Genomic DNA, 12383 nt, shown 5'->3' on the forward strand with positions numbered 1-12383 from the left:
CCGAGAAACCGCGCATCGCGCGGTTTCTCGGCCTTCGGTCCAGGCCGTGCCTGGTCCGGGGTGCAGGGGGCGGACAGCCCCCTGCTGGGGTGCGGGGCAAAGCCCCGCGCCCTCTCTCAACGCGGCGCGGGGGGCCCGGCCGATGGCGCGCCTGAGGCTCCGGCGCTCGCGGCGGCTGCGGCGGCGTTCATCTTTGCGCGGACCGAGAGCCGCATCCCCACGATCGTTCCGGCGATCGCGGTCGAGGTGACGATGATGAACACGACCAGGATTTTTCCCGAGTTCCTGCCGGACGGCCTCGACGCGGGCGTGGACGGCGAGGTGCGGGGCGAGGGTGAGGGGGTTTCCATGCGGGCCTTCTATATCGTCCGATCCGGGTCGAGGCAACGAGCGTGGTCCTGTCGGCTCACCGCGGCCCCGGGAGGTTTTCGGGGGTGAGCGGCTCGCCGCGTGCAAGTGCCGAAAGGACGACCTCACGCACGCGGGAATCTGCATCGCGGTGTGGGCTCGGCCGGCAGGCGAGCGCCTTGAGCGGCACCAGCATGCGCGGGTTTTTCTGGAGGATCGGCTCGTTCCGCGCGAGGAAGTCCCAGTAGAGCGCTGTCAGCGGGCAGGTCTTTTTCGGGTCGAACGGACATCCGTCGCAATAATCGCTCATTCGATCGACGTAGGCCGCGCCCGAAACGTAGGGCTTCGTCGTCATGATGTCGCCTGCGGCGAACGTCCCCATTCCGAGCACGTTTGGCTCGACGACCCAGTCGTATGCGTCGGTGTACGCGATCCAGAACCAGTCCGTCAGTTCCCGCGGCGACAGCCCGAGCAAGGTCGCGATGTTCGAGAGGATCATGAGCCGCGTGATGTGGTGGCTGTAGCCCTCGCGCCAGACGTCGCCGATCACCCGATCGAGACAAGCGAGCCCCGAGCGCGGACCTCCCTCCCAGAAACATGCGGGCAAGGGCTCGGTTGCGCCGAGCATGTCCGGCGCGGCGGGCGCGTTCGGGTCCTCGAGGCCCCGCGCCATTCCTTCGGGTAGATTGGGCAGGATGCGGAATCCGTCGGTCTCGCGGTGCACGTGCCGCACGAATTCGCGCCAGCCGAGGATCTGCCGGACGAACCCCTCCTTGCTCCCGATCGGAATGGGGAGCGCCGCGGCTTCGCGCACGATCCGCGCGGGCAGCAGGCGGTGGAGGTGCAGGAGCGGGGCTACGCGCGTGTGGAAGAGGTTCGTGGAGCCCTGCGACATCGCGTCCTCGAAGGGACCAAAATGCGGCAATGCGGCGCTTTTTCCCCAGGCCCAGAGCGCCTCGGCGTGGGCCTTCGTGCAAGGGAGCGCGCGGGGATCGAGATGGCCCGGGTGATCGGCATAACGACGATGGATCAGCGCGCAGACCTCTTCCGTGATGGGATCCGGCTCGAACGAGGGCGGCGTCGGCGCGGGGGGCTCTCCGCGGAATGGCAGCCGATTGTCCGTATCGAAGCTCCACCGCCCGCCCTCGGGTTTTCCCTCGTGCACGAGGATGCCGGTCCGCTTTCGGACGTACCGGTAAAACGCATCCATTCGATAGGGTGCACGCCCACCGGTGGCCTTTAGAAAATCGTCGCGCGTCGTGAGCCACCCCTCGTGCGGCACGAAGCGCAGCGCGCCCTTGGCCGCGGCGGGCGCGAGCTCCACGCGGAGCTCTCGCTCGGCCGGCTCCATGCACACGAGCGGCCCGACCTCGGCGGCGGCGCGCGTGATCGCCCCTGCATACCCCGCGTCCGCCACCACGTACCGGACGGCCACGCCGCGCCGCGCTTGCTCCAGCGCGAAATGGCGCATGTTCGCGAGCACGAGGGCGAGCTTTTGCTTGTGGTATGGGCGGCGCGCGGCCTTCCCCGGATCCTCGACGAGCAGCACGCCCGCGCGCTCGGGGGAGAGCTCGCGCAAGGGGCCGATCGCGTCCGAGAGCTGGTCGTAGGGAACGAAGACGAACGTGCGCCCCCGCTCGTCTCGCGCGGCGGCGCGGAGCTCGGCGAGGAAACGCTTCATGAGTCCTGCGGCATGGTGGTGAGGCGGGACGTAGGGATCCGCGTTGGCCCGGTCAAGCTGGCCGCCGATGTCTTCCTTTTCGCCTTGAAACCGACTAGTTTGCCCGCATGCGTGGCCTCGTCGCCTTGCTCGCGTGCGCGCTCGTCCCCTCGCCTCTCCTCGGCTGTGGCAACACCGACAAAGGCCCCGCGCCGCCCCCCTCGGCGACGACGACTTCGACGGCGCCCGCGCCGGAAGCGCCCACGCCCAAGGGCCCGCTCTCGGTCGTGCTGGAGGCGAAGGACCCGATCACGTTCTCGGGCCTCGCCGAGGGCGTGGTGATCGCCGATGCGGCGCGCACGCGGATGGCGACGGCGACCGTCGAGGCCGAGCTCGTCGAAACACCGATGCCCTCCGGCCTGCCTGCGGAGGGGCAAATCCTGCGTTTTTCGGGCCGGCTCCCGAGCTCGGTCTGGGTGCTGTTCGAGACGCCGAAAGAACCCGTCAAGAATCCGTTTTTCCGCCTGGAGCAGGCCAAAGAGAGCTTCAAGCAATACGCGGACGACTGGAAGCCGCACCTCGCCGTCTGGTCGAAAAAGCGGATCCTGTCCATGTCGACGTCCTCGGGCAAACTCAAGGTGAAGGTGGTGGATCCTTACCAGGACAAACCGTCTCCCGATCTGCCGAGCGCGCGGCTCGATGACGAAGCGTGCGGGAAGTCGCTGCGTATCGAGCAGATCGCGGCGCTCGCGACCGGAGAGGTGTTCGCCTCGGGGCATTGCAGGACGGGGGATGCCGCGAAGCATCACGTCGTCGTGCGCTGGGCCCCGCCGGTCGAGGGCAAGGCCGGCGAAGCTTCCGCCGCGCCGCCGCCCAAAGCGAGCGCGAGCGTGGCGCCCGCCGTCGCGAGCGCGGCGCCCGAGCCCGCGGCCAAAGAAGCGAAGGACGCGGCGCTCGACGGCGGCGCGGAGGACGGCGGCGCGGACGGCGGCGAGGTGGAGGAGGCGCCGGTGGGGGTCCCGGGTCAGGTGTATGTGCTGCCGGACGTGCCGGCGTCGATGAAGCACGTGGCCCTCGTGGCGCAGGGAGCGAGCGACGTGTGGCTGCTCGGCGCCGAGGAAAACGGCAATGCCCACCTGCTCCGGCTCGAAGGGGGCGCCTTCAAGGCGCAGACCTTGCCGAAGCTCGGCGCGCCCGCGCGCTCGCTCGCGGGCGCGGGCGACGGGACCTTGTGGCTCGTCACGGCGGACGCGATCTGGAAGCGATATCCGCCCGGAGAATGGGAGGAGGTCGCGCCGCCCGCGCACACCTCCGTCCCGGAGCTCGATTCGCGCTGGGACATGCGCGACGTGTGGGCCTCCGGAAGCGACGTGTGGATCGCAGCGAAGCACAGCACGAACAAGGGCGAGCGGCATGTCGTACTGCGGGCGCGGCCAGCGAAGGCGGTCGTACGGTGGTAGCCCTGAACCTGCCCCCGGCTTGACGACGAAGGTCCGTGGGCGTCTCATGCGCGCATGGAACATCCGGGTCTCGCCGAGCTCATCACGTTTCTTCGATCGAATCCCCCGAAAAGCCCCGCGCCGGCCGACATGCGCGCCTGGTTCGCGGCGATCCTGCAATCCACGCCCGTGCCCAGCGAGGCGCGGCTCGAGCGCTCCACCTGCGACGTGCCCGCGTACTTCATCACGCCGCCCGGCGCGGACACGAGCCGCGTGATCTTCTACCTGCACGGCGGCGCTTACATCCTCGGCTCCTCCGAGACGCATCTGGAAACGGTCTTCCGCCTCGCGAAGTGCGCCGGCGTGCGCGCTCTCTCCGTCGATTATCGCCTCGCGCCGGAACACGCCTGGCCCGCTTGCCGTGAAGACGCGGTGGCGGCGTATCGCTGGCTGCTCGCGCAGGACGTCGCGCCTTCCCGCATTGCGCTCGCCGGGGATTCGGCGGGCGGCGGCCTCACGCTCTCCACGCTCCTGGCGCTGCGCGACGCCGGCCTGCCCATGCCGGGCTGCGCGGCGTTCTTCTCTCCCTGGGTCGATTTCACGGCCTCCGGCGATTCTACGAAGACGAACGCCGAGATCGATCCGCTCGTCGATCCGCGCGGTCTGGCGATGATGGCCGGCGCCGTTCTCCAGGGGAACGATCCCGCGAAGAGCTCGCCGCTCTTTGCCGACCTGCATGGTCTGCCCCCGCTCTTCGTGCAGGTCGGCACGGCCGAGGTGTTGCTCGACGATTCGCGCAGGCTCGTCGACAAGGTGAAGGCCGCGGGCGGCGAGGCCGTGCTCGACGTTTGGGAGCACATGATCCACGGCTTCCAGGCGTTCCCCACGTACCTGCCCGAGGCCATTTCCTCGACCGAGCGCGCCGCGGACTTCCTCCGGGCGCGCCTTTCGCGGGCATGAAGCACGGACAGGTGACGTCGAACGCCGACGACACCTGTTCGGAGGCGCGACATGACGTCATCGGCGCCTGACGTCAGCGCCCCCTGCGCCTGATCGGGCTCCGTCGACCGCCGTTGCACCTCGTTCGTGCGCACGGAATCCCCCCGTCGGCCGCCGACGACGCTTGTTCGCGCGCCTCCACACCTACCGGCGCCCGCCGACGGCGCCTGTCTGCGCGCCCCGCCCCTCTCCGTCGGCCGCCGACGACACCTGTTCTCGCGCCGCCCCACCTACCGGAGTCCGCCGACGGCACCTGTCTGCGCGCCCTGTCCATCTCCGTCGGCCGCCGATGTAGGAAGATCGTGCGTACGACCCGGCACCGTCGGCCACCGACGTCACCGGATCCGCCTCTCGATCCCCCTGAGCCTCCGGCTTCACTCGATGATCTCGCCGCCCTTCTGCACGTCGTCCTTGGTAAAGCGGCGTGATCCGAGGGTGATCGTCTTCGGCACCTTTTCCCCTTTCCGGATTCGCAGCGCCGTCTCGACGGCCTCGCGCCCGCCCGTCGGATACTGGAACGTCGCGTCCAGGATCCCCTGCGCGACGTAGCTCACGCCCTCGTGGGGCAAGGCGTCGATCCCGACGAACTTCATCTCCTTCTCGCGGCCGGCGGCGCGCGCCGCGAGGTACGCGCCGTGCGCGCCCGGATCGTTGTGCGCGTAGACGAGATCGATCTTCGGCAGCCGCGCGAGCGCTGAATCCATCTCCTTGCGCGCCTCGGGCTCGAGCCATTTCATGTCGGCCTCGAACGCGATCTCGATCTCGGACCCGGCGATCGCCTCCCGGAAGCCCGCGCTCCGGTCCTGGCCCGGCGTCGAGGTCATGAGCCCCTTCAGCTCGACGACCTTGCCCTTTCCGCCGAGGACCTTTTTGATCCATTCGCCCGCGGCGCGGCCGATCTTCTTGTTGTCGGCGCCGATGAACGTGGTGAACCGCTCACCGAGCACGGCCCGGTCGAGCACGATGACGGGGATCCCTGCGTCGAACGCTTTGCCGACCGGCTCGGTGAGCGGCTGCGCCTCCTTGGGGCTCACGAAGAGCACGTCGACCTTCGCCGCGACGAGCTCTTCCACGTGCGCGCGCTGCTTGAGCGTGTCGTTTTGCGCGTCCTTGAAGATCACCTCGATCTCGGGGTGCTCCTTGGCCGCGGCGGCGATGTCGGCGTTCATCTGCACGCGCCAGGGCTCGCCGAGGTTGCATTGCGACATCCCGATCACGAAGCGGTCCTTTTTGCCGCCCTCCTCTGCGGGCCCGCTCCCTTTTGATTCCCCCTTGCAGGCGCAGGCGAGAACGAGCAGGCCGAGGGTCAACGAGCGACGGGTCAATCGAAGCATTCGGGACATGTCCGTACGCGCCTCCGGGCGGCCTTCCGCGCCCTCAGGAGTTCTTCTGGGCCACCGCCGCGACGATCACGATGGCGCCCGTGAGCATCAGCCGGCTCGCCTCCGGCACGGCGTTGATGCTGAGGATCTTGTCGAGGTAGCCGATGGTGAGCACGCCGAGCAGCGTGAGCCCCATCCCGCCGCGTCCGCCCTTGAGGCTGGTGCCGCCGATGACGACCATCGCAATGGCCGTGAGCTCGTAGGTGACGCCGGCCTCGGGGTCGCCCTGCTGCTCCTGCGCGGCCTGGCAAATACCAGCGGCGGCCGCGCAGACGCCTGAGATCACGTAGGCGAGGATCTTCGTGGCGCGCACGGGCACCCCGGACAAACGCGCGGCCTCCTCGTTGCCCCCCACGGCATAAAGATACCGCCCAAGCCGGTGGCGGGCGCATAAAAAACCGACGATCGCAGCGATGGCGAGGAAGACCAGCGTGACGGTGGCGACGCTGCCGCCGAAGACCTGGGCGTCGAGCGCACGAAAAAGCGGCGGGACCTCGACGTAGCGGAGGACGCCGTCGGGACCCGGGACGGCCGTCGCGACCTTCGTTCCCCCGCTCGTCGTCTTCGCGAGGCCCCGCGCGAAGACCATCATGGCGAGCGTCGCGACGAACGGCTGCACGCGGGCAAACGCGACGACGGAGCCCGAAGCCGCCCCGCACGCGGCGCCCATGACGAGCACGAGGAGCACGGAGAGCCACGCCGGCTCGCCCGCGTGAATGCTGAGTTTCGCCGCGACGACGGCCGAGAGGCCGAGGACGCTGCCCACGGAGAGATCGATCCCGCCCGCGAGGATCACGGGCAGCAGGCCACAAGCGAGGATCCCGACGACGGAAGCCTGTCGCAGCGCACCCTGGTGGGTGCCGAGGCGGAAGAAGGCGCCTTCGGCCGGAAAGATCACGCCGAGCGTGAGGACGAGCGCGAGCGAGAACAGGGCCCGCGCGAGCGAGGAGCGGTGCCACGCGGAGGTTTTTCCGGGCGAGCGCGGGGCGGGTGTTTCCAGGCTGGAGGGGTGTTCGCTCACGGCTCTTCCTCGTCGTGGCCCATGGCGAGGGCGAGCAGCGCGGCCGGGGTCGCTTCGGCCCGCGCCACTTCGGCGGCGATGCGGCCTCGTCGGAGCACGAGGACGCGGTCCGCAATCGCGGCAATCTCGCGCGCATCCGAGCCCGCCACGAGCACGGCCGCGCCCGAGGCGGCAAGCGCGCGGAGTTTTCCGTGCATCTCGGCCTTGGCGCCGACGTCGACCCCCCGCGTGGGTTCGTCGCAGAGGAGCACGCGTGGCTGTTCGAGCAGCCATTTTCCGAGCACGACCTTCTGCTGATTGCCGCCCGAGAGCGTGGCCGCGTCCATGGGGAGGGCCTCGGGCCGGAGGCCCACGTCGGCCGCCATGGAAAGGGCCGCACGCCGCTCGCGCGCAGGGCGAAGCCATCCGAGCGGCGAGAGCGCCGGGAGCCGGACGAGGGTCCCATTGCGCTCGGCCGTCATGCCGGGCACGAGGCCCATCGTTTTCCGATCCGCCGGGACAAACGCCACGCCGAGCGCCCTCGCCTCGCGCGGAGAACCGATTCGAACGGGCACCGAGGAGAGCCGAACCTCTTTCGCCCGCGCGCGCGCGCCGAGCGCGCCGGAGAGCCCAAGCAAGAGCTCGCTCGCGCCCGCGCCGGACAGCCCGAAGAGCCCGACGATCTCGCCCGCGAACACCACGAACGAGGCCCGATCGACGAGGGGCCGCTCGAAGGCGACCGAATCGACGGAAAATTCCTCGACCGAGAGTCGCTCCTCGCGTGCAGCGGGTAAAACCGGCGAAACCTCGGCCGGCGCATGCCGCGGTCCGAGCATCCACGCGACGACCTGCTCCAGCGGAACCTCGCCCACCCGCGCAGAGCCAACGACGCGGCCATCGCGCAGAACCGTGAGGCGATCGGCGATCCGCTCGATCTCCTCCATGCGGTGCGAGACGTACACGATGGCGACGCCACGCGCCTGGAGGCCCGCGATCAGCTCGAAGAGGCGCTCGATCGCAGGTCCCGCGAGCGCGCTCGTCGGCTCGTCCATGATGAGCACCCGCGCGCCGCGTCCAAGGGCCCGCGCGATCTCGACGAGCTGGCGCTCGGGCAAAGAGAGGCGCTCGACGAGGGTGTCCGGATCGAGGTCGAGGCCGACCTCGGCGAGGATCTGCGCGGCGCGGGCGCGCTCCTGCCGGCGATCGACGAGGCCGAAGCGACCGAGGGGCCGCTCGACGAAAAGGTTTTCCGCGATGGAAAGCGCGGGCAGGAGGGAGAGCTCCTGATGGATGACAGCAATCCCGAGAGCCCCCGCATGCGCCGGGGAGCGAGGACGGACGGGGCGACCGTCGAGGAAAATCGTGCCGCCGTGGTCCGTGTACACGCCAGCGAGGATCTTGAGCAGCGTGCTCTTGCCAGCGCCATTCTCGCCGAGGAGCGCGTGCACCTCGCCGGCATGGAGATCGAGCGAGACACCGTCGAGGACGGTGGCCCGGCCAAACCGCTTGGTGATGTGCTCCATGCGGACGACCAAGGCGGAAGCTCGGGCAGGCTCAGCCATGCAGGCGTGGGAAGGGTAATGCGAGGCAGGCTCGTACGGAAGGGCCGCCCGTCACGGCGCGGCGACGACGCCGCAATGCCCGGGACGGGCCATGGCGTGGCGCCGGGGTTTCACCCCGGACCCCGACCAGGGGTTGTCCACCCCTGGACCCGGACCAGCGCAAGCGCTGGACTCGGGGTCGATGAACTGCGCATCGCGCAGTTCATCGAACGGGCCGGGTCAAGACTGGCGACGGGCTGGCCCACCAAGACAGCGGGGCTGACGTGTCTACTGAGGGCGGGCCGTCTCAGCTGGCAACGCCGCTCGTGGTCTTGCCACGGGCCCGTCGGAGAAACTGCGCATCGCGCAGTTTCTCCGCCGTCGGTCCAGGCCGTGCCAGGTCCGGGGTGCAGGGGGCGGACAGCCCCCTGCTGGGGTACGGGGCAACGCCCCGTCGTCAGGCCACGAGTGCGCGGCCGAGCGGCATCACGACGTCATGCATCGCCCGGACGAACGCGGCGCGGGCGTCCCCTCGCGGGACGTGCCCGTGCGCTGCGGCCACCTCGGCCGGGAGCGGCGGCTCCGGGGGCGGCGAAGGCAGGTGGCCCGCGGCGTCGCGGAAGGCTCGCGCGACGGCGTCACGCACGGGCGCTCCACCTGCGGCGATTGCAAAGGCGAGGACCCGGAACGCGAGCTCTGCGTGGCGGGCCTCGTCCTCCGCGATGCCCGTGAGCACCTGGCGCACGGCTGGATCCGATGCGCGCTCGGCCTGCTCGGACGCGAGCACCGCTGCGAGCGTCTCGCCCACGGCGCCCTCGACCACCGTCGACACGGCGAGCTCCACGAGGCCCTCGCCCAGCGGCAACGACAGCGCCTCGGGCAACCCTCGCGGCGCGACTGGCGCGCCTCGATATGCTGCTGCGAGCGAGAGGGAGAGCCGCGCGTGCCGCACCTCGTCGAGTGCCGCCTCGTGTGCGGCGCGGACGAGCGATTCGTCGGCCCCGTGCGCGAGCAGTGCGAGGGCGAGGCGTGAGAACGCGGCCACCGAGGCGTGCTCGAACAGGCCGTCGCGGATCCAGCGCTCCGCGAGTGCCTCGCGTGCCTCGGCTGAGAGGCCCTCGACGTTCGGCGTGAGCGGCTCCTCGGACCAACCTCGCCGCGCGGCCTCGACGGGCGCGACGGCGGGGCCGTCCTCGGCGAGGAGCGGCCTGCCGACGGCGCACACGGTCTCGATCGTGATGTCGTAGCAGCAGAGACCATTGCCGCTCGGATCGGGCTTCGGGCCGACGTCGACCGAGTGCAAGCAGGAGCAGATATCGAGGCTCTGCGCGACGGGGCCGTACGCTTCCTGCGTCGAGGGACACGACTCGCCCACGTCCGGGATGCACGCGAGGAACGTTGAGAGCTCCCCCCACCCGCCTTCGCACTCCATCGGGCCCGTGGAGCTCGACGTCGCGTTCGTCGTCGTGCTGCCGCCTGCGCCGCCTGCGCCGCCTGTTCCCGTGGACTCGCTGTCGACGACGACCTTCGCGCCGCAGCCGACGAACGCGACGGGCGCGGCGAGCGTGACGCCGAGCGCGGCCGCCACGCGCTGCGCGAGCTTCTTCCGAAAAATAAGCGAAACGACCATGGGTGCATGATACATGACGAGGGCCCGATGCCATCCCCCTTGCTCGTCACGATCACGTTCAGCCACTACTGCGAGAAAGCTCGGTGGACGCTCGATCGCGCGGGCATCACGTACCGCGAATCGGGCCACCTTCCCGCGTTCCACATGCTCGCCGTGCGCCGCGCGGGCGGGCATCGCAGCGTGCCTGCGCTCATCACGGACGAGGGCGCGATCAACGACTCGACGGACATCGCCAAGTGGGCGGATCGCCGCGCGCCCGGCGCGCATCTCTACGGGAAAAACGACGTCGAACGCCGGGAGATCGAGGCGCTCGAGGACCACTTCGACGAGCATTTCGGGCCGCACACCCGGCGCTTCATGTACTTCCACATGCTGCAGGACCGCGACCTCGTGCTCCGCCTCTCGGCCATGCAAAACGCGCCTCGGCTGGAGAAACGCCTGCTCCCGATCGTCTTCCCGGTCGTCCGCCCCGCGATGCGCCGGGCCATGCGCATCACGCCCGAAGGCGCCGAGCGCTCGCTCCGGAAAGTCGAGGCCGCGTTCGCCGAGGTCGGCAAGAAGCTCGAAGACGGTCGCCGCTACCTGGTCGGGGACACGCTCACCATGGCGGACATCACGTTCGCGAGCCTCGCAGCCGTGGTCCTCGCCCCTCCGCAGTACGGCGCCCCGCTCTGCTCGATGGACGCGCTCCCCCGGGAACCCGCGGCCCACATGCGCGCCTGGCAAGAGCTGCCCGCGGGGAAATTCGTGGCGAGGCTGTTCCGCGAAGACCGGGCCCCCGCGCGCCCTTGAACGAGGCTTCGCGGGCGCGCCATTTCAATCCGCACCACCCGTACCAGCGGGCATGGTAGCGTCCGAATGCAAACGCTCTCTGGGGGGAGCTTTCATGCCACGCCGCTACCTCGTCATCCGCACCGATCGCACGCAGCGTCCGTTCCTCACCCGCGAGCTCGAGCAAGGCCGCCTGCGCCAGGGTTTCGGCTGGCGACGCGAACACGATCTGCGGCTCCTGCGCGATCAAGTGCGCGCGGGAAAAAAGCTCACCGAGGAAGAGGCAAGCGTCTGGCGAAACAGGCGCCTGCTCGACACCGAGCCCGACGGCCTGAAGCCGGGCAACGTGCTCATCCTGCCGAACCTGCCCGAGCCAGGCCGCTGGATCCTCGCGCGCGTGAAGGGCGGATACAATTTCGCGCCCGTCGTCGCGCCGGGGCGGGAAGGCCCCGATTACGGCCATATCGTCGATGTCGATCCGATCCGCACACCAGGCGGGAAGATCGGCAGCGTCGACGCGGAGAACACGCACGTCGACGCAGAGCTCCGCGCCACGATGCGGAACCTGTCGAGGATGTGGTCGATCGACGCGCTCGGCTCCGCCGTGGAGGCGCTCGTCCACGCGATCGAGTCCGGCAAGGACACGTGGACGCCCGAATCGGAGACCCAAAAAGCCGAAGGGTTCTTCACAGCCGTACGCGACGCGGCATGGAAGCACATCCAGACGAAATACAAGGGCCCGGAGCTCCTGCACCTCGTGCATCACCTGTTCGTATGCATCTACGAAGGCGGGCGCGTCGAGCACTGGGGCGGTACCGGAGAGAGGGGCACGGATCTCATCGTCTACACGAGGGATCCGCTGGGGCTCGAATCCAAAGTCGCCGTGCAAATCAAGCCCAACGACGGGCTCCACGACGACGATCGCGCACTCGGCCAGATCGAGCAAGCCAAGGAGCTCCACAAGATCGACGCAGGCGTCATCGTGACGACCGCCGAGGTGACGAGCGGAGCATTCGAGGAAAAATGCGCCGCACTCGAAGGCAAGCTCGGCATCGACATTCGCGTGATCGCGAGGGGCGAGCTCATCGAGCTCGTGATGAAGTACCTCGGGAGAACCCGAATGACAGTCCGCGAGGCGCTCATCGACCTGCTTCGCGCAAGCACGGTGGCCCCCGAGCCGCGAGAACACACGTCGGTCACAGACCGCGTGTACGAAGAGCTGCAGCGTCTCCCCGAGCTCGAACGGCAAATCGCCGGGACAAAGGTCGCACACCAGAACCGCGGCAACGGCGTTCATCTGATCCGGATCGAATTGCCCCAAGAAGTGCCCGGCGCCGTCGTCGAGCCCATCGCGCAGAGCATCGTATCCTGTCTGCGACGAATGGTCCCGAGCGCGAAGTGTCAACGTGGCAAACCAAGCGGCCCCGGCACGAAATGGATGGTCGTGGATACCCTGCTCGAGCTCGCCTGACGGCGCGAGCGTCCGCGTTCAGCATTGCCGTCGCGCCGGGGCGCTGCCCCGGGCCCCGCGGGGGCTGTTCGCCCCTCGACCCGAACCAGGGCAAGCCCTGGACTCGAGTTGGAAGAACTGCGCTCCGCGCAGTTCTTCCACG

The 12383-nt window shown here is 69.5% G+C and carries 10 protein-coding genes; 4 read left to right on the forward strand and 6 right to left on the reverse strand.

From position 1 onward, the window contains the following. Positions 1-116: 116 nt before the first annotated feature. Together KEG38_RS25310 and KEG38_RS25315 are read right to left on the reverse strand one after the other, a co-directional pair. Positions 117-350 carry a hypothetical protein gene (locus KEG38_RS25310; RefSeq protein WP_272422461.1) on the reverse strand — a complete coding sequence of 78 codons (234 nt, stop codon included), beginning with the start codon at positions 348-350 and terminating at the stop codon, positions 117-119. A gap of 56 nt (positions 351-406) precedes the next feature. Beyond that, positions 407-2029, reverse strand: coding sequence for a cryptochrome/photolyase family protein (locus KEG38_RS25315; protein ID WP_272422462.1), 1623 nt, complete (start codon positions 2027-2029; stop codon positions 407-409). Positions 2030-2136: 107 nt separating this feature from the next. On the opposite strand from KEG38_RS25315, the gene KEG38_RS25320 reads away from it, so the two are divergent. Both KEG38_RS25320 and KEG38_RS25325 read left to right on the forward strand, forming a co-directional pair. Continuing rightward, entirely contained in the window at positions 2137-3468 is a 1332-nt protein-coding gene (locus KEG38_RS25320; RefSeq protein WP_272422463.1) for a hypothetical protein, read from the forward strand. A gap of 54 nt (positions 3469-3522) precedes the next feature. Then, on the forward strand, positions 3523-4407 hold the full coding sequence (locus KEG38_RS25325; RefSeq protein WP_272422464.1) for an alpha/beta hydrolase: 885 nt from the start codon (positions 3523-3525) through the stop codon (positions 4405-4407). Between the two features lie 413 nt (positions 4408-4820). Here the strand turns inward: KEG38_RS25325 and KEG38_RS25330 are convergent, their stop codons facing one another. The 4 genes from KEG38_RS25330 to KEG38_RS25345 form a co-directional block, all read right to left on the reverse strand. Then, a complete protein-coding gene (locus KEG38_RS25330) occupies positions 4821-5780 on the reverse strand; it encodes a substrate-binding domain-containing protein (protein ID WP_272422465.1) in 960 nt (319 codons plus the stop codon). Positions 5781-5823: 43 nt separating this feature from the next. Next, positions 5824-6849, reverse strand: a complete 1026-nt coding sequence (locus KEG38_RS25335; RefSeq protein WP_272422466.1) for an ABC transporter permease — start codon at positions 6847-6849, stop codon at positions 5824-5826. After that, a complete protein-coding gene (locus tag KEG38_RS25340; RefSeq protein ID WP_272422467.1) occupies positions 6846-8351 on the reverse strand; it encodes a sugar ABC transporter ATP-binding protein in 1506 nt (501 codons plus the stop codon). The genes KEG38_RS25335 and KEG38_RS25340 overlap by 4 nt, the downstream gene beginning before the upstream one ends. A 475-nt stretch (positions 8352-8826) precedes the next feature. Beyond that, positions 8827-9999, reverse strand: a complete 1173-nt coding sequence (locus tag KEG38_RS25345; RefSeq protein ID WP_272422468.1) for a ferritin-like domain-containing protein — start codon at positions 9997-9999, stop codon at positions 8827-8829. A gap of 27 nt (positions 10000-10026) precedes the next feature. On the opposite strand from KEG38_RS25345, the gene KEG38_RS25350 reads away from it, so the two are divergent. Further along, positions 10027-10791 (forward strand): glutathione S-transferase family protein, encoded by a 765-nt coding sequence (locus KEG38_RS25350; protein WP_272422469.1) that lies wholly within the window; start codon positions 10027-10029, stop codon positions 10789-10791. A 94-nt stretch (positions 10792-10885) separates the two neighbouring features. Further along, entirely contained in the window at positions 10886-12241 is a 1356-nt protein-coding gene (locus KEG38_RS25355; RefSeq protein WP_272422470.1) for a restriction endonuclease, read from the forward strand. Positions 12242-12383 lie beyond the last annotated feature (142 nt).

It is taken from the genome of Polyangium jinanense (assembly GCF_028435265.1).
GTDB classification, from domain to species: domain Bacteria; phylum Myxococcota_A; class Polyangia; order Polyangiales; family Polyangiaceae; genus Polyangium; species Polyangium jinanense.

What these genes read in the sequence shown, in the direction of transcription:
- KEG38_RS25310 (WP_272422461.1), bottom strand. Translation starts at nt 350, where the DNA reads ATGGAAACCCCCTCACCCTCGCCCCGCACCTCGCCGTCCACGCCCGCG.
- KEG38_RS25315 (WP_272422462.1), bottom strand. Translation starts at nt 2,029, where the DNA reads ATGAAGCGTTTCCTCGCCGAGCTCCGCGCCGCCGCGCGAGACGAGCGG.
- KEG38_RS25320 (WP_272422463.1), top strand. Translation starts at nt 2,137, where the DNA reads ATGCGTGGCCTCGTCGCCTTGCTCGCGTGCGCGCTCGTCCCCTCGCCT.
- KEG38_RS25325 (WP_272422464.1), top strand. Translation starts at nt 3,523, where the DNA reads ATGGAACATCCGGGTCTCGCCGAGCTCATCACGTTTCTTCGATCGAAT.
- KEG38_RS25330 (WP_272422465.1), bottom strand. Translation starts at nt 5,780, where the DNA reads ATGCTTCGATTGACCCGTCGCTCGTTGACCCTCGGCCTGCTCGTTCTC.
- KEG38_RS25340 (WP_272422467.1), bottom strand. Translation starts at nt 8,351, where the DNA reads ATGGAGCACATCACCAAGCGGTTTGGCCGGGCCACCGTCCTCGACGGT.
- KEG38_RS25345 (WP_272422468.1), bottom strand. Translation starts at nt 9,999, where the DNA reads ATGGTCGTTTCGCTTATTTTTCGGAAGAAGCTCGCGCAGCGCGTGGCG.
- KEG38_RS25350 (WP_272422469.1), top strand. Translation starts at nt 10,027, where the DNA reads ATGCCATCCCCCTTGCTCGTCACGATCACGTTCAGCCACTACTGCGAG.
- KEG38_RS25355 (WP_272422470.1), top strand. Translation starts at nt 10,886, where the DNA reads ATGCCACGCCGCTACCTCGTCATCCGCACCGATCGCACGCAGCGTCCG.